This window comes from Tabrizicola caldifontis, from assembly GCF_004762095.1.
GTDB lineage: Bacteria > Pseudomonadota > Alphaproteobacteria > Rhodobacterales > Rhodobacteraceae > Tabrizicola > Tabrizicola caldifontis.
Genome location: NZ_SIJH01000003.1, coordinates 16,540 through 41,307, shown reverse-complemented (window position 1 = coordinate 41,307; position 24,768 = coordinate 16,540). Strand labels below are relative to the sequence as shown.

Sequence of the window (24,768 nt, the reverse complement as noted above, 5' to 3'; positions counted from 1 at the left end):
CTTCAGACTTTCTTCAGATGATAGGATTTCGGCCGGGTGACAGAGTGATAGCCCAGATAGGACAGCGAGGTGCCGCGCCCGGTGTCCTTGACCCCGGTCCAGGTCAGCGCGGGGTCGAGGTAGTCGGCCCGGTTCATGAACACGGTACCGGTTTCGATCTGTGCCCCGATCCGGGCGGCGGTGTCGTAGTCCTCGGTCCAGATACTGGCGGTCAGGCCATACGGACTGTCGTTCATCAGCCGGATGGCTTCCTCGTCGTTCTTCACCGGCATGATGCCGACCACCGGGCCGAAGGATTCCTCCTTCATCACCCGCATGGAATGATCGACGTTGACCAGGATCTGCGGGGCCAGATAGGCGCCGCCGTCATCGGCGAATTTCTTCGGGTCGAGGAGAGGCTTCGCTCCCTTGGCGATGGCCTCGGCCGTCTGGTCGCGAACGACCTGCGCGAACCGCTTGTGCGCCATGGGGCCAAGGGTGGTCGAGGCGTCGAAGGGATTGCCCAGTTTCAGCTGGCCGACCCAGGCGACCGACTTTTCCACGAAGCTGTCGAACAGTTTCTCGTGCACATAGATCCGCTCGATCCCGCAGCAGCACTGGCCGGCATTGTACATCGCGGCGTCCATCAGCACGTCCACCGCCACGTCGAGGTTCGCATCCTCGCGCACATAGCCGGGATCCTTGCCGCCAAGCTCCAGCCCCAGGGGGGTAAAGGTGCCGGCCGCCGCGCGCTCGATCGCCTGGCCACCGCCGACCGAGCCGGTGAAGTTCACGAAGCCGAAGCTGCGGTTCGCGATCAGCCGTTCGGTGGTGGGATGGTCGAGCACGACGTTCTGGAACACATCCTCGGGCACGCCGGCCGCGTGGAAGGCCTCGGCGAGACGCTCGCCGACCAGCAGGGTCTGGCTGGCGTGCTTCAGCACCACCGTGTTCCCGGCGATCAGCGCGGGGACGAGGGTATTGATCGTGGTCAGGTAGGGGTAGTTCCAGGGCGCGATGATGAAGACGACGCCGACGGGTTCGCGGGCCAGATAGCGGCGGAACTGGTCGCTGTCTTCCACCATCTCGGGCGCAAGCGTCTTGGCCGCGATCGAGGCCATGTAGTCGGTGCGCGCGTTTACCCCGCCGAACTCGCCGCCATAGCGGGTGGGCCGGCCCATCTGCCAGGCCAGCTCTTCCACCACCACATCGGACATGGCGTTCAGCTTCGCCACCCCGGCCTTGACCAGGGCGATGCGGTCGTCCAGCGGGCGGGCGGCCCAGGCTTTCTGTGCGGCCCTGGCGCGGGCGACGACCGCATCGGCGGCCTCGGGCGAAAGCGGCATCCGTTCGGCATAGACCCGGCCGTCAACGGGGGAAATCAGTTGGATCGGTTTCATCTTCGTCCTCGTAGGGTGGGCAATCTGCCGACCATTGCTCGGGAAGGTGGGCAGATTGCCCACCCTGCATCACGCGCGTTCCAGGAGCCGCTCGCGTTCGAAATCCGTGACGACGCGGTCGGTCTCGGAAATCTCCCATTGGGCGGCGTGGTGGTAGTGGTCGATCACGTCGTCGCCGAACGCCTGCCGCAGCATGGTCGAGCCATGCATCAGCTCGGCCGCCTCGCGCAGGGTCTTGGGGATCTCGCGGATGCCTTTTGCGGAATACATGTCGCCCTTGAGTTCCGGCTCCAGCGCCATCTTCTTCTCGATCCCGTCCAGACCAGCAGCCAGAAGCGCGGCGCAGGCAAGATAGGGGTTCACGTCGCTGCCCGGAATGCGGCATTCCACCCGCACGGCCTTGGTGTGAGCGCCGCAGACGCGGAAGCCCGCGGTGCGGTTGTCCGCGCTCCAGACCGCCTTGGTGGGGGCGAACATGCCGACGCAGAAGCGCTTGTAGCTGTTGACGTAAGGCGCAAGGAAGGCGGTGATGTCGCGGGCGTGGTGCAACTGGCCCGCAAGGTAGTGCTTCATCAGCTCCGACATGCCGTGGCTGTCGGCCTTGTCGGCGAAGGCGGGCTTGCCGTCCTTCGTCCACAGGCTCTGGTGGATATGGCTCGACGACCCCGCGCGGCGGTGGTCGTATTTCGCCATGAAGGTCACCGACTTGCCCCTGGACCAGGCGATCTCCTTGATGCCGTTCTTGATGATCACGTGGTTGTCGGCCGTATCCAGCGCGTCGGAGTATTTGTAGTTGATCTCCTCCTGCCCGGCCTCAGCTTCGCCCTTGGAGTTCTCGACGGGGATCCCCGCGCCATAAAGCCCGTTGCGGACAGCGCGCATCACGTCTTCTTCCTTGGTGGTCTGGAAGATGTGGTAATCCTCGTTGTAGCCGCTGATCGGGCGCAAATCGCGCAGGCCGCCGTCGCGCAGGTTCTCGTAAGAATTCTCGAAGATGTAAAACTCCAGCTCCGTCGCCATCATGGGTTCAAACCCCATGGCGCGGGCGCGGGCGACCTGACGCTTCAGGATCGAGCGCGGGGCATGCGGCACATCCTCATGCGTGGCATGGTCCTGCGTGTCGCCCAGGACCAGCGCGGTGCCCGGCAGCCAGGGGATGCGGCGCAGGGTGCGCAGGTCGGGCTTCAGCACATAGTCGCCATAGCCGGTTTCCCAGGACGAGGACTTGTAGCCCTGCACCGTGTTCATCTCCATGTCCACGGTCAGCAGGTAGTTGCAGCAATGGGTTTCCTCGTAGCCGCCGTTCACGAAGAACTCGGCATGGAACCGTTTGCCCATCAGCCGGCCCTGCATGTCGATGCCGGCGGCAATCACCGTGTCGATTTCGCCGGCCTTCACGGCCTTCTTCAATTCCTCAAGCGTCAGATTTCCGGGCATGGTGCCTCTCTGTTGTGATCGGATGTCGGGTCAGGGGCGATGCACCCCGGTGGCGGGACGGGCCGGGCCTCCGCCGCCGAACTCGGGCTTGCGCGGCCAGCAGGGGCCGCTTTCCGTATCCTGCGGTTCCGACCGCATCCGATGGTCTCCCTGTCACGGGATCTGCGCGCCCCGTGAATTTGATCATTCATTCACAGGTCAGGGCGCTTTCGCAAGCCCCCCTGTCCGTTGTGCGCGCGTGCCCATCACGGCGTTCAACGCCACCGCGGCCAGCAGAACTCCGCCACCGAAAAATGTTGCGGGACTTGCCGTCTCGCCAAGAAACAGGAAGACCCACAGGGGTGCCAGCAGCACCTCGATCAACGACAGAAGCGTGAGTTCCGCCGCGGGGATCACACGGCTGCCAAGCGTGTACATGACCATCCCGAGCGCCAGGATCAGCGCGCCGATCCCCAGGGACATGCCGATGTCCCAGCCGGACGGGACCAGGGACGAGCCCTGAAAGGCCAGGAACGCCGCTGCCACCATGGCCGAGAACAGGCCCCCCAGCATCGACACGGGCAGCATCTGCTTTACCTTGCCCCAGCGCAGCGCGACCGAAAAGGCGCCGAAGCCTGCCGCCGACAGCAGCGCCGCGATGTTGCCGGCAAGCGCGCCCATCGCCAGCCCCTCGCGCACCATCAGATACATGCCAACGACCGCAAGCGCGATGGCGGCCCAGGTCCAGCCCCTGACGCGTTCGCCCAGCAGAACCCAGCCCAGGATCGCGGCCACGAAGGGCGAAGCGGTGAAGAGGAACACCGCATTGGCGATGGTGGTGGTCTGGATCGCGTAGATCGCCCCGGCAAAGGCAAACACAAGACCAAGGCCGCCTGCCACCCCGGCAAGCCCGACCTTGCGCACCTGTCGCAGCGGGTGCCCGCCCGAAGTCCACCAGACAAAGGCCAGAAGCACCGGAAGTGACCCGACCGAGCGCCAGAAAAGGATCTGCCAGACGTTTGCGGCCTCGATCTGCCGCAGCCCGAGGCCCATCAGCGACCACAGCGATCCTGCCGCCAGCACCAGGGCCACGCCTTGGCCGTATCGCATGCCTGTCTCCTGCCCGGTTGCGCTTGATCCGCCTGGCAGGCGGTCCTGCCCTGGCTGCTCTCTGCGCATCGGTCGCATCGCTGACACGGAGCGACGCAGGGTTCTGTCCTGTTCGCGACAGGCCAGGGTTCGCTTGCACGCCTCGCGGCGAACAGCGACCGCAGGAAGCGATGATCGGCCTCCGCCAAGCCCTGGGTCAGTAGCCGCGCACGCGGTCGACGAGGTGAAGGAAGGGCTCGCCCGCCTCACCGCGGCGGATGTTCTCGGCGATCACCCGCGCGGCGCTGTGGGCACGGGTGTCGGCGGCGATATGCGGGGTGACGGTGACGCGCGGATGGCTCCAGTAGGGATGATCCGAAGGCAGGGGTTCCACGCGGAACACGTCCAGCGTGGCATGGCCGACATGACCGGATTCGAGAGCGGCCAGCAGCGCCGCATCGTCGATCAGCGCGCCGCGGCCGGGGTTCAGGACCACCGCGCCATGGGGCAGAAGGGCAAGCGTTTCGGCATTCAGGATGTTTTCGGTCTGGGGCGTTTTCGGCAGCAGCAGCACCAGAATCTGCGCTGTCGCCAGGGCCTGACGCAACCCGGCTTCCCCGTGCAGGCAGCCGGGCTTCGGCGTGCGGCTCCAGCCCGTCACGGGAAAGTTCAGCCCCCGCAGCGCCGCAGCACAGGCCGAGCCCAGTGCCCCCATGCCCAGCACGGTCACCGGGCGTTCGCGGGCCAGGGGCGGGCAGGTCGGATCCCAGATATGGCCGGGGTTCACGATGTGCCGGTCCATCCCCAGATGGTGGCGCAGCGTATGGCCGACGACCCATTCCACCATTCCTTCCGTCAGGCCGGGATCGACCATCCGGCACAGGGGCTGCGTCAGCGTCGGGTTGTTCACGATCCGCTCCACCCCTGCCCACAGGCTTAGGACCGCCTTTGTCCGCACATAGGGCGCAAAGTCCTGCAGCGGAGAGGACGGGGCATAGACGATGTAATCGACCTCGGCAGGATCGGCCATGGTCACGACGTGGGCGGCAACGCCCGCCTCGGCCAGCGCCTTGGGCAGTTCGGTTTCGTATTCGGCCCAAAGCGCGGGCGCGGCGAAAAGGACGGTGGTCATCAGGGCCTCGGTTTATCGGGGTCGGTGGACATGGGCACTTTGTACCAGCCCGAAGCCCACCAGAAGCACCATCATCGCCGACCCGCCGTAGCTGAGAAGCGGCAGCGGAACGCCTACGACGGGGGCCATGCCCATGACCATCGACAGGTTCACGGCGATGTAGAAGAAGAAGTTGGCCGCCACCCCCACGATCAGCAGGGCCGAGAACCGGTCGCGGTTCTGGAAGGCGGCAAACAGGCAGAAACCGATGATCAGCGCATAGAGTGTCAGCAGCGAGAAGGCTCCGACAAAGCCGAATTCCTCGGCCAGGGTCGTGAAGATGAAGTCGGTGTGCTTTTCCGGCAGGAAGTTCAGGCGCGACTGCGTGCCCTGCATGAAGCCCTTGCCCGACCAGCCACCCGAACCCAGCGCGATCTTGGCCTGGATGATGTTGTAGCCCGCACCGAGCGGGTCGGCGGACGGATCGAGGAAGGTGTCGATCCGCCGGTACTGGTAGTCGTGCAGGAACTGCCAGGGTGTGCCGCGCAGGGTGAACACCCCCACCACGGCTGCGATCCCCATTGCCAGCACGGCGCCGAAATACCACAGACTGACGCCCGCCGCGAACATCACCGTCCCGCCGGCAAGGATCAGCATCAGCGCGGTGCCGAGGTTAGGCTGCATCAGGACCAGGACCGTCGGGGCCACGGTCAGCAGCACTGGTATCAGCACATAGAGCGGGCGCGAAACCTTGCGGTGATCCAGCCAGTCGTAATAGGCGGCCAGCATCATAACCAGGGTGAACTTCATCATCTCCGAAGGTTGCAGGCGGATGAAGCCAAGGTCGATCCAGCGCTGGGCGCCCATGCCGACCGTGCCGAAGAATTCCACGATCAAGAGCAGCACGAAGGCGATCAGATAGGCCACGCCGGCCATGTTGCGCCAGAACCAGATCGGCACCATGGCGACTATGAACATCAGCACCATGCCGGCGGCAAAGCGTTCCATCTGCGGTCGCGCCCAGGTGTCGAGGTTCCCGCCCGCGATGGAATAGAGCATCAGGAACCCGACCGAGGCCACGGCGGTCACCAGCACCACCAGCGGCCAGTTCAGGTAAAGCACCTTGCGCAGGCCCGTGGGCACCTGCTTGACCCGGTATTCCAGGAAGCTCATCGTGCGGTCCTCATGCCCTGGTCCGGACCGTTGTCGCGCCGGTTGCCGGATCGCGCAGCGGCAGTTCGTTCAGCATCGATTCGATCCTGCCACGCTGAGGCGCGGGATAGGCCTCCAGCGGCGGCAGGCCGTCAGACATGGCGCGCAGGATGATGTCGCGGGCGATCGGCGCCGCGGCGGTGGAGCCGCCGCCGCCATGTTCCACCACCACCGCAATCGCATAGCGCGGGTTGTCATAGGGCGCGTAACCCACGAACAGCGCGTGGTCTCGCCGGTTCCAAGGCAGCTGGTCGTTCGAGATCACCCCGGCCTCGCGTTCGGCTGCGGTGATGTTGCGCACCTGGCTGGTCCCTGTCTTGCCGGCCATCACCATGGTGGGCGCCACGATGCGGCTGGACTTTGCAGTGCCGCGGTCGTCGTTCACCACCTCGTACATGCCGCGGCGGATCGCCGCCAGATGCTCGGCAGGGATGCCCAGGGGCGGCGCCTCGTCCATCGGCAGTTCACGGTCATTGATCATGCGCACAAGACGCGGGACGACCGCCCGGCCGCTGGCCAGACGTGCCGTCATCACCGCCAGTTGCAGGGGCGAGGTCAGGACATAGCCCTGCCCGATCGAGGCGTTGATCGTGTCGCCGATCCGCCAGTCCTGCTTGTGGCGTTCCAGCTTCCATTGCTTGTTCGGCATGATGCCTTCGGTGATCGCGCTCATCGGCAGGTCGAAGCGCTGGCCAAGGCCCAGCTTTCGGCCCATCTCGGCGATCTTGTCGATGCCCACCTTCTGCGCGATGTCGTAATAGTAGACATCGCAGCTTTCGCTCAGCGAGCGGACCAGATTGACCGTGCCATGACCGCCGCGCTTCCAGCAGTGGAAGCGTCGGCCGCCGAATTCGATGTAGCCCGGGCAGCGCACGCGGGTGTCGGGCGTGGCGACGCCGGCCTCAAGCGCGGCCAGGGCCGTGACCATCTTGAAGGTCGAACCCGGCGGATAGGCGCCCGAGACCGTCTTGTTCGCCAGGGGACGGTGGTCGTTTTTCATCAGCGCGTTGTAGTCGCTGTGGCTGATCCCGCGCACGAAGAGGTTCGGGTCGAACGAAGGCGAGGAAGCGATGCAGATGATCTCGCCGTTGGTCACGTCCATCACCACCGCTGCGGCGCTTTCTTCGCCCAGCCGCGCCTGGGCGAAGTTCTGCACGCACGCGTCGATGGTCAGGCGGATGTCGGTGCCCGGTTCGCCTTCCTTGCGTTCCAGCTCGCGCATGACGCGCCCGGCCGAGTTGACCTCGATCCGCTTGGTGCCGGCCTTGCCGCGCAGCGTGTCCTCCATCCAGCGTTCGACGCCGATCTTGCCGATCTGGAACTTGGGAATGCGCAGCAGGGGGTCGGGCTGTTCCAGCCCTTCAAGATCCTTCTCGCTGACCGGGCCGACATAGCCCACGACATGAGCGAAATCCTCGGCCAGGGGATAGCGCCGTGATAGGCCCACCTCGGGCACCACGCCGGGAAGGGCGGGGGCATTCAGTGCGACCTTCGAGAAATCCTCCCAGCTCAACCGCTCGGCAACCGTTACCGGCACGAAGGCGCGGAGGGATTTCACTTCGGCGATGGCGCGCTCCAGCTCTTCCGGGGTCATCGGGATGATGCCGGCCAGGCGGCGCAGGACCAGATCGACGTCGCCCGCCGCTTCACGGGTGATGACCACACGGTAGTTCTGTTCGTTGCCGGCGATCACCCTTCCGTTGCGGTCGAGGATAAGCCCGCGTTCCGGCGGGATAAGGCGGATGTTGATCCGGTTCTCCTCGGCCAGAAGCTTGAATTCGTCAGCCTGGTCCACCTGAAGATAGCGCATGCGCGCACCCAGTATGGCGACCATGGCCGCCATCGCGCCACCCATCATCAGCGTGCGGCGGTGCAGCGTGCGGGTGGTTTCCTCGGTGTCGCGCGCCGTGCGTCTCATACGCGCCTCCCGAAATCGTCCACCTCACCCATGGCGGGCTTGCGCAGATCGAGCACAAGGCGTGACAGGCCGACGACCAGTGGATACAGCCCGACCGACCAAAGCACCTGCACCACGGCAAAACCGAAGGCGGGCTGCGGCACGAAGGCAAGGCCCAGGACCAGTCGGTAGACAAGCATCATCGCAAGCATCATGCCCGAGATCAGCATCCATTCCACAAGGAAGTTCAGCTCGCGCGTCAAGGCCACCCGGCTGCGCAGGAATTCGGTGCCCAGCACCACGATCGCAGTCCACAGGCCCGGCGGGCGCATCAGGATGAGGTCCTCGACCAGAATCACCGCAAGGATCAGCGGCATCGGCAGGAAATCGGGCCGCCGCACGATCCAGGCAAGGATCAGGCACAGCAGCAGGTCCGGCCCCGGCAGCGCCCCGGGGGCATGACCCAGGGGAAGCAGGCGCAGGAACAGCAGAAGCAGTGCCAGTGCCAGAAACAGCCCCCGGAAGATCCAGTGCGTCTGCCGCCAGACCTCAACCATCCACGGCCTCCTCGGCGGGGCCTTCTCCGTCGCCGGAACCTGCCGCCTCGACATTGCCGCCTTCGGTGCGCGCCGGCGGCGCCTTGGCTGCACGTTCCGCGCTTTCGGCCGAGGTGTCGGGCAGCGGCGGCAGGAGCGGCGGCGCAATAAGGCTGCCGGGGTCGGTGATCGGCTCAAGTTCGTGGCTGCGCAGAACCCGCAGGAACTCGAGCCGCTGGTAATCCGCCGCCAGAACGACGCGCAGCCGCTTGTCGGTGCCAAGGGCCACCTGCCCGACCAGAAGCCCCGCGGGGAAAACCCCGCCATCGCCCGAGGTCACCACCCGGTCGCCGGGGCGCACTTCGTCGGTGTTTTCGATGAACTCCAGTGGCGGCAGGGGCGAATTGTCGCCCGACAGGATCGCCTTCTGTCCCGACGGCTGGATCGTCACCGGAATCCGGCTGTTGGTGTCGGTGACCAGGATCACCCGGCTGGTGCGCTGGCCCACCCCCGAGATCCGGCCGACCAGTCCGATCCCGTCCATCGTGGCCCAGCCGTCGCGGATGCCGTCGCGCGCCCCCACGTTCAGCAGGACCGATTGGCGGAAGGGGCTGCCACTGTCGGCCATCACCACGCCGGTCACATAGGTTAGCTTGGGGTCTAGCCGCACCTTGTTCAGGTCCAGCAGGCGGGCATTCTTCTGTTCCAGTTGCAGCGCGGCCTCCTTCCAGGCCTTCATCTGCTGCAACTCGCGCTTGAGTTCCTGGTTCTGTTCGTAGATCCGGGTGTACGACTGGAAGTCGTCGATCATCCCGGCAAAGGCCGTCACAGGCCGCAGCGCCCAGTCCAGGTTGGGCACCACCGCATCGATCAGCGCCGCACGAAAGCGTTCGACGCGGGGGCTGTCGATTCGCCACAGGAGGAACAGGCCAAGCAGCAGCAGCACCGCCAGCCCCACGAGAAGGCGGCGAAGCGGGCGAGAGAACTCTTCCGGTCCGATGCGGGTTCTGGCCACGTGTCAGCCTTTCCAACCGGCGCGCGTGTCAGCGCCGGCCTCAGGTGTCGTAGTCGATCACATGCCGAAGCTGCTTTTCGTATTCCAGCGCTTTCCCGGTGCCCAGGGCAACACAATTCAGTGACTCGTTGGCCACGCTGATCGACAGGCCCGTCTGTTCGCGCAAGGAAAGGTCCAGTTCGCCCAGAAGCGCGCCGCCCCCGGTCAGCATCACGCCGCGGTCGACGATGTCGGCGGCAAGGTCCGGCGGCGTGGCTTCCAGCGCCTGCATTACCGCGTCGCAGATCTGCTGCACGGGTTCGGCCAGCGCCTCGGCCACCTGGGCCTGGTTGATCTCGGTTTCCTTCGGCACCCCGTTCAACAGGTCGCGCCCGCGGATCGTCATGCTGGCCCCGCGCCCGTCATCGGGCATCCGCGCCGTGCCGATACTGGTCTTGATCCGCTCGGCGGTCGATTCCCCGATCAGCAGGTTCTGGTGCCGCCGCAGATAGCTGACGATGGCCTCGTCCATCCTGTCGCCGCCGACGCGGACGGACCGTGCATAGACGATGTCGCCAAGCGACAGTACCGCGACCTCGGTCGTGCCGCCGCCGATGTCCACCACCATGTTGCCGGTGGGCTCGGTGATCGGCATGCCGGCCCCGATGGCCGCCGCGATGGGTTCCGCGATCAGCCCGGCGCGCTTGGCCCCCGCCGACAGCACCGACTGCCGGATTGCCCGCTTTTCCACCGGCGTCGCGCCGTGGGGCACGCAGACGATGATCTTGGGTTTGGAGATCGTGGACCGCTTGTGCACCTTGCGGATGAAATGCTTGATCATCTCTTCCGCCGCCTCGAAGTCGGCGATCACCCCATCGCGCATCGGGCGTATCGCCTCGATGGTGCCGGGGGTGCGGCCAAGCATCAGCTTGGCATCCTCGCCCACGGCCAGCACGACCTTCTTGCCGTCCTTGTTGTGGTAGGCCACCACCGAAGGTTCGTTCAGCACGATCCCCTTGCCCCGGATATAGACCAGCGTGTTCGCGGTCCCGAGGTCGATGGCCATGTCGGAAGAAAAGAGGCCGGGGAAAAGCGACATGAGCGGTCCTTCAGAGATGGCAACACCAAGACGCCCGACTCGGGACGTTTCCCGACGGGGCGCCTTCTTATAGGAGGGCGGTGCGGGAAGCGAAAGCCCCGCTCCCGGCCGTGCGCTCACTTCCGCGTGGCTTCGGAAGACCGGCGCTTCGGCCGCCTGAACGGCGCTGATATCCGCCTTTGCCGCCGGCGGCGCATGTGCCATGGTTGCGCCGCATTTGGCTGAAGGAGGACGGCGATGGCGGGTGTGTCTGGCAAGGTTGCCCTGGTGACCGGCGCTGGGGCCCCGGGTGGGATCGGGTTCGCGATCGCGCGTGCGCTTGTGGATGCCGGGGCGCGGGTCGCGATCACCGCGACGACGCCACGTATCCACGAGCGCGCGGCAGAGATCAGCGCCTTTTCTCATGTCGCCGACCTGACCGATCCGGCGCAGGTCCGAGGTCTTTTCGATGCGGTCGCGGCAACCCTGGGCCCCGTGGCGATCCTGGTGAACAACGCTGGCATGGTGCAGAGTGGCAAGGAGGTGGGCCGCGCCCGGCTGGCGGGGTGGAGCGATGCCGCCTGGGCCCACCACATGGCGCTGAACATCAACACCACCTTTCATTGCTGCCGTTCCGCCCTGCCTGGCATGGCGGAACGGGGCTATGGCCGGATCGTCAATATCGCCTCGGTCACCGGCCCGGTGGTGACCATCGACGGCAGCAGCGCCTATGCCACTGCCAAGGCCGCCGTAACCGGCATGACCCGCTCGATCGCGCTGGAATACGGGCCGAATGGCGTGACCTGCAACGCGATCTTGCCGGGGTGGATCGAAACCGAAAGCTCGTCCGATGACGAAATCCGCGCAGGGCGCGCCACCCCGGTTGGCCGGCCGGGCCGCCCGGATGAAGTCGCCGCCTGCGCGCTGTTCCTGGCCTCGGAAGAGGCGTCCTATGTCACCGGGGCGATGCTGGTGGTGGACGGCGGGAACACCCTGCAAGAGATGAAGGTGGGCTGATCCGGCCCCCGCCCAAGGGCCGCCCCGCCTGACCAGACAAGGAAGACCGGCTGCCCGGGATCGTGCTGATAGGTCGTTCCCCCGACCCGGGAAAGCCGGCCAGTCCGGCGGCACCAGATATGCCGCCAGTTGAAGGCCAGCTTCATGCTGGCGCTGCATCGCTTTCCCGGCGCGGCCTCCTGCCTGCAGACACGGGCCGGTTCGGCCATCGCCGAAGGCCTTGCCCGCATGGACCGGACCGGGGCCACCGCGCAGGCCAAGGCCGAGGTCTGCCTGTTCCGCCTGTTCGGCGGTCTTCCCGAAGGCATGGCGGGCTTCACCGCCTTCGCCGAGGCGCAGGGGTTCCCGGTTCTTCCGGGCGGCGGAAGCCCGCCCCCCCTTGTCGAACCGGGCGGCAGTCTGAACGTGACAGCGAACTGGCCGATCCGCAGGCAGGGGCCGAACTGCCCGACCCATGGCCTGACCCGCGGGTTTCGCGCCATGCCCTGCGAGATGTTGCTGCACGCGACCCATGGCCCCGATGATGGGTGCCTTCTGCATCGGCAGGCCGGTTCCCGAACCCTCTGACCCTCGCGCGGGGCTGGCCCGAGGGTGCAGGGACAAGAGACAGGCGCCGTCATCCGTGTGCCATCGCGGATCACCTGCACGAAACCGGGGCGATCAGGGGCTGCGGAACCCTGAACGCCCACAGGCAAGTCATGGATTTTCCGGGATCGGCCCCGGCTGTCCTGCGTGGATGGCCGGGGCTTCTGCCTATTCGGCGTGGTAGGAGACGGTCTTCACATCCTCGCCCGGCGCGGTCTTCTGCCGCCGCACGATCAGCCGGTTCAGCGCGTTGATATAGGCGCGGGTCGAGGCGACGATCGTGTCGGTATCGGCGGCCGAGCCGGTGACGATCCGCCCCTCTTCCTCCAGCCGGACCGAGACGGTGGCCTGGGCGTCGGTGCCCTCGGTCACCGCATGGACCTGATAGACCTGAAGCCGCGCCTTGTGCGGGAAAAGCATCTTCACGCAATTGAAGGCCGCATCCACCGGCCCGTCGCCAGTGGCGTCGATGTGGTGGTCCTTGCCGTCGATGGTCAGGATCATGTCGGCCTCCTGCGGCCCCTCGGTCCCGCAGACCACGCGCAGCTTCTTGAGCTGCAGGTATTCGTAGGCATCACTGGTCTGCTCATCGCTGACGAGCGCGATCAGGTCGTCGTCGTAGACTTCCTTCTTGCGGTCGGCCAGCGCCTTGAAGCGGACGAAGACGTCGTTCAGCTGGTTGTCGGCAAGGTCGAAGCCCAGCTCCTTCAGCTTGGCCCGCAGCGCCGCCCGGCCGGAGTGCTTGCCCATCGCGATGTTCTTCTGGGTCAGCCCGATATCCTCGGGCCGCATGATCTCGAAGGTCTGGACGTTCTTCAGAACCCCGTCCTGGTGGATGCCGGATTCGTGCAGGAAGGCGTTCTTGCCGACGATGGCCTTGTTGAACTGGACCGGGAAGCCCGAGACCTGGCTGACGCGGCGCGACAGGTTCATGATCTTGGTCGTGTCGATGCCGGTGCGATAGGGCAGGATGTCGTTCCTGACCCGCATCGCCATCACCACCTCTTCCAGGGCAGTATTGCCCGCACGCTCTCCCAGCCCGTTGATCGTGCATTCGATCTGGCGGGCGCCGGCCTCTACGGCGGCAAGGGCATTGGCAGTCGCCATGCCCAGATCGTTGTGGCAGTGGGTCGCGAAGATGATCTGGTCGGCGCCCGGAACCCGTTCCAGGAGCATGCGGATGATCTTCGCCGACTCCATCGGGTAGGTGTAGCCCACCGTATCGGGAATGTTGATCGTGGTCGCCCCCGCCTTGATCGCGATTTCCACCACGCGGCAGAGATAGTCGGGTTCCGTCCGCGTCGCGTCCATCGGCGACCACTGCACGTTGTCGCAGAGGTTGCGGGCATGCGTCACCGTGTCATGGATCCGCTCGGCCATCTGGTCCATGTCCAGGTTAGGGATCGCGCGGTGCAGGGGCGAGGTGCCGATGAAGGTATGGATGCGCGGCGACTTCGCGTGGCGCACGGCCTCCCAGCAGCGGTCGATGTCCTTGTAGTTCGCCCGGGCAAGGCCGCAGACCGTGGCGTTCTTCGTCCGCTTCGCGATTTCGGTCACGGCCGCGAAGTCACCTTCGCTGGCGATGGGGAACCCTGCCTCGATGATGTCCACCCCCATTTCGTCAAGCAGGCCGGCAATTTCCAGCTTTTCCTCGTGGGTCATGGTCGCGCCGGGGCTTTGTTCGCCATCGCGCAGGGTGGTGTCGAAGATCAGGACGCGGGGTTGCGTATCGTTCTGGGCCATCGGGGGGTATCCTTGTCTCTCAGCCTTGGTGCCTTCGGGCGCTGGTCACCTCTGAGCGGTCGCGCCCTGGGGCACGCTCAGAGGCGGCTAAGAAGAAGAAGGCCAAGGGGCAGCGCGGGGCGGATGGCCCGGATGGCGGCGAGAATGTGAGATCCCTTGGTCATGGGCCGCGACTATACGGGGGAAATCTCGGAAGGGAAGGGGGTTTCGCAAAGGGCGTGCCGCCTCGAGGGCGTCGAGCCCCCGCTCGGCGGCGCTGCCGCCGTTTGGTTGCCCCGCATTGTGCCCTGGGGATTGCGGGCGGCGCCATTGGCGGGAGCATCTGGCAAGGAGCAAGACTGGTCGCGCTGGATCGCGGGCCTATCTGGCGCGCATGGACGGTGGAGGGAAGATGCGGTCCTTGGTGGTGGGTGCTTCCGGCGGGATCGGCGCGGCGCTGATGCGCGCGCTGAACGCAAGGGGAGAAGTAGTAGGGCTCTCGCGGCGCGATGACGGGCTGGAAGTGACGGACGAGGCCTCTGTCGCGGCGGCTCTGGGCGCGCTGGAGGGGGTGTTCGACCTGATCGTGGTTGCGACCGGGGCGCTGGTGCTGGATAGGCGGGGGCCGGAGAAGACCCTCAAAGCGGTGACGGCAGAGGGGTTGGCGGCGCAGTTCGCGGTGAATGCCATCGGGCCTGCGCTTGTCGCGAAGCATGCGCTGCGGCTGCTGCCGCGCGACCGGGTTGCGAAGCTGGCGGTGCTGTCGGCGCGGGTGGGGTCGATCGGAGACAATGCCCTGGGCGGCTGGTATGGCTATCGGGCGGCGAAGGCGGCGCTGAACCAGCTGGTGCGCTGTGCCGCCATCGAGGCGACGCGCACGCACCCGCAATCGGTCCTGGTGGCCCTGCATCCCGGCACGGTGGAAACCGGGCTGGCGCCGGCCTTGCGGGTGGGGCATCCCGCGGTCGCGCCCGAGGTGGCGGCGACCAACCTGCTGGCCGTGCTGGACAGTCTGGGGCCAGCCGACACTGGCGGATTCTTCGACTGGCAGGGCAGGGTTGTTCCGTGGTGAGGCTGGTTCTGGTCCTGGGCGATCAGCTGTCGCCCGCAATGTCGGCCTTGCGCGCGGCGGATCGCGGTCGGGATGTGGTGGTCATGGCCGAGGTCATGGGCGAGGGGACCAGCGTCCCCCACCATCCGCAGAAGATCGCGCTGATCCTGGCGGCGATGCGGAAGTTCGCGGTGGTGCTGCGGGCAGACGGCTGGCAGGTCGCCTATTGCCGGCTGGACGATCCGGCAAATTCCCAGACGATCCAGGGAGAATTGCTGCGCCGGGCGGCAGAGCACGGCGCCAGTGAAGTGCTGACAACCATGCCTGGAGAATGGCGGCTGGTGCGGGCGCTGGAGGATCTGCCGCTGCCGGTCAGGCTTGTGGAGGACGACCGTTTCCTGTGCTCGCAGGCCGAATTCGCAGCGTGGGCCAAGGGACGCAGGCAGCTGCGGATGGAGTGGTTCTACCGCGAGATGCGGCGCAGGACAGGCCTGCTGATGGTGGGCGACCGGCCCGCCGGCGGTAAGTGGAACTATGACCATGACAACCGAAAGCCCGCAGAAGCCGACCTGCTGCGCCCCCGCCCCCGCGACTTTGCGCCTGATCCGGTTGTCGCAGAGGTGCTGGATCTGGTCGAGAAACGCTTTTCCCATTTCGGCCGTCTGCGCCCTTTTCGCTGGGCGACCGACCGGCCGGGCGCCCTGCAGGCGCTGGCCGAATTCGTGACAGGGCGACTGCCCCGTTTCGGTGAGGAACAGGATGCGATGCTGGAGGGGGAACCGTTTCTCAGCCACTCGCTTCTTTCCCCCTATCTGAACCTCGGCCTGCTGACACCGATGGAGGTCTGCCGGGCTGTGGAGGACGAATGGAAGGCGGGGCGCGTGCCTATCGCCGCAGCTGAAGGGTTCATCCGGCAGATCATTGGCTGGCGGGAATATGTGCGTGGGATCTGGGGGCTGCAGGGGCCTGCCTATCTGCAGGGGAATGCGCTGGGCCATGATCGCCCCCTGCCCGCCGTCTATTGGGGGGGCGAGACGCGCATGTCCTGCATGGCTGCCGCCATAGGCCAGACGCGGGATCTGGCCTATGCCCACCACATCCAGCGTCTGATGGTCACCGGCAACTTCGCGCTTCTGGCCGGGGTGGACCCTGCTGCCGTGCATGAATGGTATCTGTCGGTATACATCGACGCCTTCGAATGGGTCGAGGCGCCGAACACCCTGGGCATGAGCCAGTTTGCCGACGGCGGGCTTCTGGGATCTAAGCCCTATGTCTCGTCAGGGGCCTATATCGACCGGATGTCGGACCATTGCCGGGCATGCCACTACCGGGTGAAGGACAAGACCGGGGAAAGGGCCTGCCCGTTCAACCCCCTATACTGGCATTTCCTGACCCGCCACCGGGACCGGTTCCGCTCCAATCCCCGCATGGCGCAGATGTATCGGGTCTGGGACGGGATGGAGGCAGGGCACCGGCAGAAGGTGCTGGAAGACGCCGAAAGCCTGCTGCGGCGTCTCGACGCAGGAGAAGCGGTCTAGGCCGATGGCGCGTTCTTTGGGCAGCGCTGTGGCAGGCCAGGGCCTTCCGGGCGTGGACCGATGCCTTCTTGTGTCTCCTTTCGCGTTTGCCTTGTGCGCCTGCGCCGCGGGGGCGACTGACCACGCATGGCGAACCGGGGCCGGGGGCATGCCGGTGCGCCCCATGCTTCGGCAAGGCATGCACGACATGCCCTCGACCGGGGCCATGCTTCGGTTGTCATGGCGATCACGCGGGACGGGGTGGGCTGCGTGGCGCAGATCATGACCCTGGACGCCACCTTGAGGCGCGCAGTGCAGGATGACGGGGCATGCCGGCTGAGAATGCCGGACCTGTGAGGCGCGACCGGCGCTTGAAATTCCGGGCTGAAGGCCGTATGTCCCGCCGATACCCGAGACCGGAGCCCCCAGGCCATGATGAACCCCTTTCAGTTCCTGCAGCAGACCCGCAACGAGGTGGCCAAGGTCGTCTGGCCGACCCGGCGCGAGGTGCTGCTGACCACACTGATGGTGTTCATCCTGTCGGCCCTGGCTGCGACCTTCTTCAGTCTCGTGGACCTCGGGATCCGCACGGCGCTGCAGTACATCATCGGTGCATGAGGCGGGTTCCCTCTTGAAATGACGGCGGGCAGGGGGTAAGCCCGCCCGCAACCAAAGGGACACCGGCGCGCATCGATTCGGGGTGCGCGCTGTTTTTTGTTCCGGGGAAGATGAGTGGCCGCAGGGCCCGAGTTGAGGAAAGAGGCAGATGGCCAAGCGCTGGTATTCGGTGAGCGTTCTCTCGAACTTCGAGAAGAAGGTGGCCGAGCAGATCAAGACCGCCGTCGCCGAAGCCGGTCTTCAGGACGAGATCGACGAGGTTCTGGTGCCGACCGAAGAGGTTATCGAGGTCCGGCGCGGCAAGAAGGTCACGTCCGAACGCCGCTTCATGCCGGGCTATGTGCTGGTGCACATGGAAATGTCGAACCGCGGCTACCACCTGATTTCCTCGATCAATCGCGTCACCGGCTTCCTTGGCCCCCAGGGCAAGCCGATGCCCATGCGTGATTCGGAAGTCAACGCGATCCTGAACCGGGTCGAGGAGGGTCAGGAGGCGCCGCGCAACCTGATCCGTTTCGACATCGGCGAAACGGTGCAGGTCACCGACGGCCCGTTCGAGGGTTTCTCTGGCATGGTCGAGGACGTGGACGAGGCGCACAACCGCCTGAAGGTCACGGTTTCGATCTTCGGCCGGGCAACCCCGGTGGAACTGGAATTCACCCAGGTCTCGAAAGGGGCCTGAGTGCATCGCGTGGGAGGCGAGCGCCCCAAGGGGTGACGGACCGGACCACTAAACCGCGTCTTTCCGACGCTGTGACAAAGGAGACGGCCAGATGGCCAAGAAGATCATCGGCAGCCTCAAGCTGCAAGTCAAAGCCCAGCAGGCGAACCCCTCGCCCCCGGTCGGCCCGGCCCTCGGCCAGCGCGGCCTGAACATCATGGCCTTCGTGAAGGAATTCAACGCGAAGACCGCCGACATCCCGCCCGGCACGCCAACGCCGGTCATCATCACCTACTATCAGGACAAGTCCTTCAGCCTGGAGCTGAAGACGCCTCCGGCCTCGTTCCTGATCAAGCAGGCTGCCGGCCTGCCGCCCGTGGGCAAGCGCAACCGCTCTAAGGGTTCGTCGAAGCCCGGCCGCGAGGTTGCCGGAACGATCACCGCGGCCCAGCTGCGCAAGATCGCCGAGACCAAGATGAAGGATCTCAACGCGAACTCGATCGAGGCGGCGATGCAGATCGTGCTTGGCTCGGCCAAGTCCTGCGGCATCGAAGTGAAGGGCTGAGAACCATGGCAAAAGTTGCAAAGCGCATCGCCAAGGCGAAAGAGCTTTTCGCGGGCAAGTCGAACGTCACGGTCGAAGAGGCGGTGAAGCTGGTCAAGCAGGCGGCCTCGGCCAAGTTCGACGAGACTGTCGAGATCGCGATGAACCTGGGTGTGGACCCGCGCCATGCCGACCAGATGGTGCGCGGCGTGTGCCAGCTGCCGAATGGCACCGGCAAGACCGTGCGCGTGGCCGTTTTCGCCCGTGGTGCCAAGGCTGACGAAGCCAAGGCCGCAGGCGCGGACATCGTGGGCGCGGAAGACCTGATGGAGACGATCCAGTCCGGCAAGATCGAGTTCGACCGCTGCATCGCCACCCCGGACCTGATGCCACTGGTCGGACGTCTGGGCAAGATCCTGGGCCCGCGCAACCTGATGCCGAACCCGAAGGTCGGCACCGTGACGATGGACGTCAAGGCGGCGGTCGAGGCGGCGAAGGGCGGCGAGGTCCAGTTCAAGGTCGAGAAGGCCGGTGTCATTCACGCCGGCATCGGCAAGGTTTCGTTCGACGAGGGCAAGCTGGCCGAGAACGTCCGGGCCTTCGTGGATGCCGTGTCGAAGGCCAAGCCCACGGGTGCCAAGGGCACTTATCTGAAGAAGGTGTCGCTGTCGTCCACCATGGGCCCCGGCGTGTCGGTGGACATCGCCTCGGCGACCCAGGCGTAAGAGATCCCGCGCCGCGAGGCGTGGGTTGGCCGGGCGGTCACGCCCGGCACTGTCCGAGACGGCGGGTGGTGCGCAAACACCATAAATCCTGCCTGAGATGGGGAACGAGATTTGGGGCGCCTTCGGGTGGTCTTGGGCTCGGGAACCAAAACGGACCCGAACGCCGCCCGCAAGGGTGGCAAACATGAGCCGGGGGGAAACCCCCAACCTTGGAGTGAAACTGTGGATAGAGCCCAGAAAGAGAAAGTGGTCGAGGAACTCGGCCAGATCTTCGAAAGCTCTGGCGTTGTGGTGGTTGCCCACTACACCGGGATGACGGTTGCACAGATGCAGGACCTGCGCGCGAAGATGCGTGAAGTGGGCGGGTCCGTTCGCGTTGCCAAGAACACGCTCGCCAAGATCGCCCTTGAAGGGAAACCCTGCGCAAAGATGGGTGACCTGCTCACGGGCATGACCGTGCTGTCCTACTCGGAAGACCCCGTGGCTGCGGCCAAGGTCTGCGAGGCCTACGCCAAGACGAACGACAAGTTCGTGATCATCGGCGGGGCCATGGGCGAAACGGTTCTGGACCAGGCCGGTGTCAAGGCCGTGGCCGCCATGCCGTCGCGCGAAGAGCTTATCGCTCAGATCGTGTCGTGCATTGGTGCGCCCGCGTCGAACATCGCCGGGGCCATTGGCGCGCCTGCGTCGAACATCGCAAGCATCCTGTCGACCATCGAGGAGAAGGCCGCGGCCTGACCCCTTGCCCGGTGTGGCTGACCCCGCATCGTTGGAACCCATCTTAACAAACGGAACTGAAAAATGGCTGATCTGAACAAACTCGCCGAAGAGATCGTCGGTCTGACCCTCCTGCAGGCGCAGGAACTGAAGACCATCTTGAAGGACAAGTATGGCATCGAGCCGGCCGCCGGTGGCGCCGTCATGATGGCTGCTGCTCCGGGCGCTGGCGGTGCTGCCGCTGCCGCCGAAGAAGAAAAGACCGAATTCGACGTCGTCCTGACCGACGCCGGCGCGAACAAGATCAACGTGATCAAGGTCGTGCGCGAAATCACCGGTCTGGGCCTGAAGGAAGCCAAGGACCTGACCGAAGCCGGTGGCAAGGTCAAGGAAGGTGTGTCGAAGGCCGACGCCGAGGCGATGAAGAAGAAGTTCGAAGAGGCTGGCGCCAAGGTCGAACTGAAGTAATCCGTCACGGGGGACAACCCCACGGATTTGCAGGCTGGGCCCGAGGCATTCGGGCCCAGCCGTGCGCATCTTGGAAGGGATCTTCGCGAAGGTCTCTCCCTAGGTGCGAGACGGGTTCGGGAGCCTCCCTTCGGGACGGGTGGCACGAATGGAACCCATCGGCCTCTTCGCAAGCGGCGCGCGCCCGTGGCCCGACGGGTGGTGTGCCAGCGAAAATGAAAGGTGACCAGGAAGATGGCGCAAGCTTATGTCGGCCAGAAACGCATCCGCCGCTATTACGGGAAAATCCGTGAAGTGCTGGAGATGCCGAACCTGATCGAGGTTCAGAAATCCTCCTACGATCTTTTCCTGCGCTCTGGCGACGGCGACAAGCCGATGGACGGCGAGGGGCTGCAAGGCACCTTCCAGTCGGTCTTTCCGATCAAGGACTTCAACGAGACCGCGGTCCTCGAGTTCGTGAAGTACGAGCTGGAAAAGCCGAAATATGACGTGGAGGAATGCCAGCAGCGCGACATGACCTATGCCGCGCCCCTGAAGGTGACGCTGCGCCTGATCGTGTTCGATGTCGATGAAACCACCGGGGCCCGGTCGGTCAAGGACATCAAGGAACAGGATGTCTACATGGGCGACATGCCCCTGATGACGCCGAACGGAACGTTCATCGTGAACGGGACGGAACGCGTGATCGTCAGCCAGATGCATCGTTCACCCGGCGTGTTCTTCGACCACGACAAGGGCAAGACCCATTCCTCGGGCAAACTCTTGTTCGCCTGCCGCATCATCCCGTATCGCGGCAGCTGGCTCGATTTCGAGTTCGACGCCAAGGACATCGTCTATGCCCGCATCGACCGCCGCCGCAAGCTGCCGGTCACGACGCTGCTTTACGCCCTGGGCATGGACCAGGAAGGCATCATGAATGCCTATTACGAGACGATCAACTTCCGCTACGTCAAGAACAAGGGCTGGGTCACCAAGTTCTTCCCCAGCCGGGTTCAGGGCACCCGGCCGACCTATGACCTGGTCGATGCCGCGACGGGCGAGGTGATCCTGAAGGCCGGTGACAAGGCCACGCCGCGCATGGTGAAGAAGTGGAAGGACGAGGGCACGGTCACCGAGCTTCTGGTGCCCTTCGACCACATCCTCGGCCGGTATGTCGCCAAGGACATCATCAACGAGGAAACCGGCGAGATCTGGGTCGAGGCCGGCGACGAGCTGACCTGGGAACTGGATCGCGACGGCGAGGTGAAGGGCGGCACGGTCAAGCTTCTGCTCGACCAGGGCATCACGGACATTCCGGTCCTCGACATCGACAATGTCAACGTCGGACCCTACATCCGCAATACCATGGCGATCGACAAGAACATGAGCCGCGACACAGCGCTCATGGACATCTATCGCGTCATGCGTCCGGGCGAACCGCCGACGGTGGAGGCCGCCGCCGCGCTGTTCGACACGCTGTTCTTCGACAAGGAACGCTATGACCTGTCGGCCGTGGGCCGGGTCAAGATGAACATGCGGCTGGACCTGAACAAGCCCGACACGCAGCGCACGCTTGACCGCGAGGACATCATCGCCTGCATCAAGGCGCTGACCGAACTGCGCGACGGCAAGGGCGAGATCGACGACATCGACCACCTCGGCAACCGCCGGGTGCGCTCGGTCGGCGAGCTGATGGAGAACCAGTACCGCGTCGGCCTCCTGCGGATGGAGCGCGCGATCAAGGAGCGGATGTCCAGTGTCGAGATCGACACGATCATGCCGCAGGACCTGATCAACGCGAAACCGGCGGCGGCGGCGGTGCGGGAATTCTTCGGCTCCAGCCAGCTGTCGCAGTTCATGGACCAGACCAACCCGCTGTCGGAAGTCACCCACAAGCGCCGTCTGTCGGCCCTCGGCCCGGGCGGTCTGACCCGAGAGCGTGCGGGCTTCGAGGTCCGCGACGTGCACCCGACCCACTATGGCCGGATGTGCCCGATCGAGACGCCGGAAGGCCAGAACATCGGCCTGATCAACAGCCTGGCGACCTTCGCGCGGGTGAACAAGTACGGCTTCATCGAGACCCCCTACCGGAAGGTGATCGACGGCAAGGTGACCGACGAGGTCGTCTACATGTCGGCGACCGAGGAGATGCGCCACACCGTCGCCCAGGCGAACGCGGCGCAGGATGCCGAAGGGCGCTTCACCGACGACCTGATTTCCAGCCGCAAGGCTGGGGAATTCATGCTGAACCCGCCCGAGGCGATCGACCTGATCGACGTCTCGCCCAAGCAGCTGGTGTCGGTCGCGGCCTCGCTGATCCCGTTCCTGGAAAACGATGACGCCAACCGCGCGCTGATGGGCTCGAACATGCAGCGCCAGGCGGTGCCCCTGCTGCAATCCGATGCCCCCTTCGTCGGCACCGGCATCGAAGCCGTGGTCGCCCGTGACTCGGGCGCGGCCATCATGGCCCGCCGCGCCGGCGTGATCGACCAGGTGGACGCCACCCGTATCGTCGTGCGCGCCACCGAGATGCTGGAACCGGGCGAGCCGGGCGTGGACATCTACCGTCTGCGCAAGTTCAAGCGGTCGAACCAGTCGTCCTGCATCAACCAGCGTCCGCTGGTGAAGGTGGGCGACACCGTGAAGCGGGGCGAGGTCATCGCTGACGGTCCCTGCACCGACATGGGCGAACTGGCCCTGGGTCGGAACGTGATCGTCGCGTTCATGCCCTGGAACGGCTACAACTACGAGGACTCGATCCTGATCTCGGAACGCATCCTGCGCGATGACGTGTTCACCTCGATCCACATCGAGGAATACGAAGTTGCTGCCCGGGATACCAAGCTGGGCCCGGAAGAGATCACCCGCGACATCCCGAACGTGGGCGAAGAGGCGCTGCGCAACCTCGACGAAGCGGGCATCGTCTACATCGGCGCCGAGGTGCAGCCGGGCGATATCCTCGTAGGCAAGATCACGCCCAAGGGCGAAAGCCCGATGACACCGGAGGAGAAGCTTCTTCGCGCGATCTTCGGCGAAAAGGCGTCGGACGTGCGAGACACTTCGCTGCGCCTGCCGCCGGGGGCCTATGGCACGGTGGTGGAAGTGCGGGTGTTCAACCGGCACGGCGTGGACAAGGACGAACGCGCGCTGCAGATCGAGCGTGAGGAAGTCGAACGCCTTGCCCGCGACCGGGACGACGAGCTGGCGATCCTGGAACGCAACATCTATGCGCGTCTGAAGTCGCTGATCCTGGGCAAGACCGCCGTGAAGGGGCCGAAGGGCATCAAGGCGGGCTCGACCATCGATGAGGAGTTGCTCTCCACCCTCAGCCGCGGTCAGTGGTGGCAGCTGGCGCTGGGCGAGGAGGCTGACGCCAACGAGGTCGAGGCACTGCACGACCAGTTCGAGGCGCAGAAGCGCGCGCTGGAGCACCGCTTCGAGGACAAGGTGGAAAAGGTCCGCCGCGGCGACGACCTGCCTCCGGGCGTGATGAAGATGGTCAAGGTCTTCGTTGCGGTGAAGCGCAAGCTGCAGCCGGGCGACAAGATGGCCGGCCGTCACGGCAACAAGGGCGTCATCTCCAAGGTCGTACCTATGGAGGACATGCCCTTCCTGGCCGATGGCACCCCGGTGGACCTGGTTCTCAACCCGCTCGGCGTGCCGTCGCGGATGAACGTGGGCCAGATCCTCGAAACCCACATGGGCTGGGCCGCGCGCGGCCTGGGCCTGAAGATCGACGAGGCGCTGGCCGAATTCCGCCGTTCGGGCGACCTGACCCCGGTGCGCGAGGCGATGCGGCTGGCCTATGGCGACGAGACCTACGATGAAGCCTTCGCCGGCATGGAGCCCGAGGATCTGGTCGAGAAGGCCAGCCTCGTCACCCGCGGCGTGCCGATCGCGACCCCGGTCTTCGACGGCGCCAAGGAGGCCGATGTCAACGATGCCTTGCGCCGCGCCGGCTTTGACGAATCCGGCCAGAGCGAAGTCTTCGACGGCCGCACCGGCGAGAAGTTCAGCCGCAAGGTCACGGTGGGGGTGAAGTATATGCTGAAGCTGCACCACCTCGTCGATGACAAGCTGCACGCGCGGTCGACAGGCCCCTACAGCCTGGTCACCCAGCAGCCGCTGGGCGGCAAGGCGCAGTTCGGCGGCCAGCGTCTCGGCGAGATGGAGGTCTGGGCTCTGGAAGCCTACGGCGCCGCCTACACCCTGCAGGAAATGCTGACGGTGAAGTCGGACGACGTGGCGGGCCGGACCAAGGTCTACGAGGCCATCGTCAAGGGCGAGGACAACTTCGAGGCCGGCGTGCCGGAATCGTTCAACGTCCTTGTCAAGGAAGTGCGGGGCCTCGGCCTCAACATGGAACTCCTGGATGCGGAGGAGGAGTGACCGGAATTTTCGAAAATTCCGGGCCGGTTTCTTCGAGGAAGCCGGCTCCTCTGACCGCAACCC

At 65.4% G+C, this 24,768-nt stretch carries 21 protein-coding genes; 11 read left to right on the top strand and 10 right to left on the bottom strand.

Annotated elements, in window-relative coordinates; translation table 11 throughout:
- Positions 1-2: 2 nt before the first annotated feature.
- The 9 genes from EYB42_RS03015 to EYB42_RS02975 all read right to left on the bottom strand — a co-directional run bounded on the left by EYB42_RS03015 (position 3) and on the right by EYB42_RS02975 (position 10,733).
- Positions 3-1,379, bottom strand: a complete 1,377-nt coding sequence (locus EYB42_RS03015; protein WP_135448078.1) for an aldehyde dehydrogenase family protein — start codon at positions 1,377-1,379, stop codon at positions 3-5.
- 69 nt (positions 1,380-1,448) lie between these two features.
- Positions 1,449-2,816 carry a glutamine synthetase family protein gene (locus EYB42_RS03010; RefSeq protein ID WP_135448076.1) on the bottom strand — a complete coding sequence of 456 codons (1,368 nt, stop codon included), beginning with the start codon at positions 2,814-2,816 and terminating at the stop codon, positions 1,449-1,451.
- Between the two features lie 198 nt (positions 2,817-3,014).
- Entirely contained in the window at positions 3,015-3,905 is an 891-nt protein-coding gene (locus EYB42_RS03005; protein ID WP_135448074.1) for a DMT family transporter, read from the bottom strand.
- Between the two features lie 196 nt (positions 3,906-4,101).
- The gene (locus EYB42_RS03000) at positions 4,102-5,016 is read right to left on the bottom strand and encodes a 2-hydroxyacid dehydrogenase (RefSeq protein WP_135448072.1); all 915 of its coding nucleotides are present in this window, start codon (positions 5,014-5,016) and stop codon (positions 4,102-4,104) included.
- Between the two features lie 12 nt (positions 5,017-5,028).
- Positions 5,029-6,168, bottom strand: coding sequence for a rod shape-determining protein RodA (gene rodA, locus EYB42_RS02995; protein ID WP_135448070.1), 1,140 nt, complete (start codon positions 6,166-6,168; stop codon positions 5,029-5,031).
- Between the two features lie 10 nt (positions 6,169-6,178).
- On the bottom strand, positions 6,179-8,125 hold the full coding sequence (gene mrdA, locus EYB42_RS02990; RefSeq protein WP_135448068.1) for a penicillin-binding protein 2: 1,947 nt from the start codon (positions 8,123-8,125) through the stop codon (positions 6,179-6,181).
- The gene (locus EYB42_RS02985; RefSeq protein WP_135448066.1) at positions 8,122-8,661 is read right to left on the bottom strand and encodes a rod shape-determining protein MreD; all 540 of its coding nucleotides are present in this window, start codon (positions 8,659-8,661) and stop codon (positions 8,122-8,124) included. Before EYB42_RS02985 ends, mrdA begins: the two co-directional genes overlap by 4 nt.
- On the bottom strand, positions 8,654-9,655 hold the full coding sequence (mreC, locus tag EYB42_RS02980) for a rod shape-determining protein MreC (protein WP_135448064.1): 1,002 nt from the start codon (positions 9,653-9,655) through the stop codon (positions 8,654-8,656). The genes EYB42_RS02985 and mreC overlap by 8 nt, the downstream gene beginning before the upstream one ends.
- A 40-nt stretch (positions 9,656-9,695) precedes the next feature.
- Positions 9,696-10,733 (bottom strand): rod shape-determining protein, encoded by a 1,038-nt coding sequence (locus tag EYB42_RS02975; RefSeq protein ID WP_135448062.1) that lies wholly within the window; start codon positions 10,731-10,733, stop codon positions 9,696-9,698.
- A 237-nt stretch (positions 10,734-10,970) separates the two neighbouring features.
- Between EYB42_RS02975 and EYB42_RS02970 the strand changes: the two genes are divergently transcribed.
- Together EYB42_RS02970 and EYB42_RS02965 are read left to right on the top strand one after the other, a co-directional pair.
- Complete coding sequence (locus tag EYB42_RS02970; RefSeq protein ID WP_135448059.1) at positions 10,971-11,729, top strand: SDR family NAD(P)-dependent oxidoreductase; 759 nt, start codon at positions 10,971-10,973, stop codon at positions 11,727-11,729.
- Between the two features lie 144 nt (positions 11,730-11,873).
- Complete coding sequence (locus EYB42_RS02965; RefSeq protein ID WP_135448057.1) at positions 11,874-12,296, top strand: hypothetical protein; 423 nt, start codon at positions 11,874-11,876, stop codon at positions 12,294-12,296.
- 186 nt (positions 12,297-12,482) lie between these two features.
- On the opposite strand, the gene EYB42_RS02960 is transcribed toward EYB42_RS02965, so the two are convergent.
- On the bottom strand, positions 12,483-14,057 hold the full coding sequence (locus tag EYB42_RS02960; protein ID WP_135448055.1) for a 2-isopropylmalate synthase: 1,575 nt from the start codon (positions 14,055-14,057) through the stop codon (positions 12,483-12,485).
- A 391-nt stretch (positions 14,058-14,448) separates the two neighbouring features.
- Between EYB42_RS02960 and EYB42_RS02955 the strand changes: the two genes are divergently transcribed.
- The 9 genes from EYB42_RS02955 to rpoB all read left to right on the top strand — a co-directional run bounded on the left by EYB42_RS02955 (position 14,449) and on the right by rpoB (position 24,705).
- Positions 14,449-15,108 (top strand): SDR family NAD(P)-dependent oxidoreductase, encoded by a 660-nt coding sequence (locus EYB42_RS02955; protein ID WP_135448053.1) that lies wholly within the window; start codon positions 14,449-14,451, stop codon positions 15,106-15,108.
- Positions 15,102-16,625: a cryptochrome/photolyase family protein gene (locus EYB42_RS02950; protein WP_135448051.1), complete on the top strand. Its 1,524-nt coding sequence runs from the start codon at positions 15,102-15,104 to the stop codon at positions 16,623-16,625. Before EYB42_RS02955 ends, EYB42_RS02950 begins: the two co-directional genes overlap by 7 nt.
- 411 nt (positions 16,626-17,036) lie before the next feature.
- Positions 17,037-17,222, top strand: a complete 186-nt coding sequence (gene secE / locus EYB42_RS02945) for a preprotein translocase subunit SecE (RefSeq protein WP_135448049.1) — start codon at positions 17,037-17,039, stop codon at positions 17,220-17,222.
- A gap of 148 nt (positions 17,223-17,370) precedes the next feature.
- A complete protein-coding gene (gene nusG, locus EYB42_RS02940) occupies positions 17,371-17,904 on the top strand; it encodes a transcription termination/antitermination protein NusG (protein WP_135448046.1) in 534 nt (177 codons plus the stop codon).
- Positions 17,905-17,995: 91 nt separating this feature from the next.
- Entirely contained in the window at positions 17,996-18,448 is a 453-nt protein-coding gene (gene rplK, locus EYB42_RS02935; RefSeq protein WP_135448044.1) for a 50S ribosomal protein L11, read from the top strand.
- A 5-nt stretch (positions 18,449-18,453) separates the two neighbouring features.
- A complete protein-coding gene (rplA, locus tag EYB42_RS02930; protein WP_135448042.1) occupies positions 18,454-19,152 on the top strand; it encodes a 50S ribosomal protein L1 in 699 nt (232 codons plus the stop codon).
- Positions 19,153-19,374: 222 nt separating this feature from the next.
- Positions 19,375-19,890, top strand: coding sequence for a 50S ribosomal protein L10 (gene rplJ, locus EYB42_RS02925; RefSeq protein ID WP_135448040.1), 516 nt, complete (start codon positions 19,375-19,377; stop codon positions 19,888-19,890).
- 63 nt (positions 19,891-19,953) lie between these two features.
- A complete protein-coding gene (rplL, locus tag EYB42_RS02920; RefSeq protein ID WP_135448038.1) occupies positions 19,954-20,337 on the top strand; it encodes a 50S ribosomal protein L7/L12 in 384 nt (127 codons plus the stop codon).
- Positions 20,338-20,571: 234 nt separating this feature from the next.
- Positions 20,572-24,705, top strand: a complete 4,134-nt coding sequence (gene rpoB, locus EYB42_RS02915) for a DNA-directed RNA polymerase subunit beta (protein WP_135448036.1) — start codon at positions 20,572-20,574, stop codon at positions 24,703-24,705.
- The last annotated feature ends 63 nt before the right edge of the window (positions 24,706-24,768 follow it).

Coding starts and splice junctions, on each gene's coding strand:
- rplL (WP_135448038.1), top strand. CDS start 19,954: ATGGCTGATCTGAACAAACTCGCCGAAGAGATCGTCGGTCTGACCCTC.
- EYB42_RS02970 (WP_135448059.1), top strand. CDS start 10,971: ATGGCGGGTGTGTCTGGCAAGGTTGCCCTGGTGACCGGCGCTGGGGCC.
- EYB42_RS02955 (WP_135448053.1), top strand. CDS start 14,449: ATGCGGTCCTTGGTGGTGGGTGCTTCCGGCGGGATCGGCGCGGCGCTG.
- EYB42_RS03015 (WP_135448078.1), bottom strand. CDS start 1,379: ATGAAACCGATCCAACTGATTTCCCCCGTTGACGGCCGGGTCTATGCC.
- EYB42_RS02960 (WP_135448055.1), bottom strand. CDS start 14,057: ATGGCCCAGAACGATACGCAACCCCGCGTCCTGATCTTCGACACCACC.
- EYB42_RS02975 (WP_135448062.1), bottom strand. CDS start 10,733: ATGTCGCTTTTCCCCGGCCTCTTTTCTTCCGACATGGCCATCGACCTC.
- nusG (WP_135448046.1), top strand. CDS start 17,371: ATGGCCAAGCGCTGGTATTCGGTGAGCGTTCTCTCGAACTTCGAGAAG.
- rpoB (WP_135448036.1), top strand. CDS start 20,572: ATGGCGCAAGCTTATGTCGGCCAGAAACGCATCCGCCGCTATTACGGG.
- EYB42_RS03000 (WP_135448072.1), bottom strand. CDS start 5,016: ATGACCACCGTCCTTTTCGCCGCGCCCGCGCTTTGGGCCGAATACGAA.
- secE (WP_135448049.1), top strand. CDS start 17,037: ATGATGAACCCCTTTCAGTTCCTGCAGCAGACCCGCAACGAGGTGGCC.
- rplK (WP_135448044.1), top strand. CDS start 17,996: ATGGCCAAGAAGATCATCGGCAGCCTCAAGCTGCAAGTCAAAGCCCAG.
- EYB42_RS03005 (WP_135448074.1), bottom strand. CDS start 3,905: ATGCGATACGGCCAAGGCGTGGCCCTGGTGCTGGCGGCAGGATCGCTG.
- rodA (WP_135448070.1), bottom strand. CDS start 6,168: ATGAGCTTCCTGGAATACCGGGTCAAGCAGGTGCCCACGGGCCTGCGC.
- EYB42_RS02965 (WP_135448057.1), top strand. CDS start 11,874: ATGCTGGCGCTGCATCGCTTTCCCGGCGCGGCCTCCTGCCTGCAGACA.
- mrdA (WP_135448068.1), bottom strand. CDS start 8,125: ATGAGACGCACGGCGCGCGACACCGAGGAAACCACCCGCACGCTGCAC.
- EYB42_RS03010 (WP_135448076.1), bottom strand. CDS start 2,816: ATGCCCGGAAATCTGACGCTTGAGGAATTGAAGAAGGCCGTGAAGGCC.
- rplA (WP_135448042.1), top strand. CDS start 18,454: ATGGCAAAAGTTGCAAAGCGCATCGCCAAGGCGAAAGAGCTTTTCGCG.
- EYB42_RS02985 (WP_135448066.1), bottom strand. CDS start 8,661: ATGGTTGAGGTCTGGCGGCAGACGCACTGGATCTTCCGGGGGCTGTTT.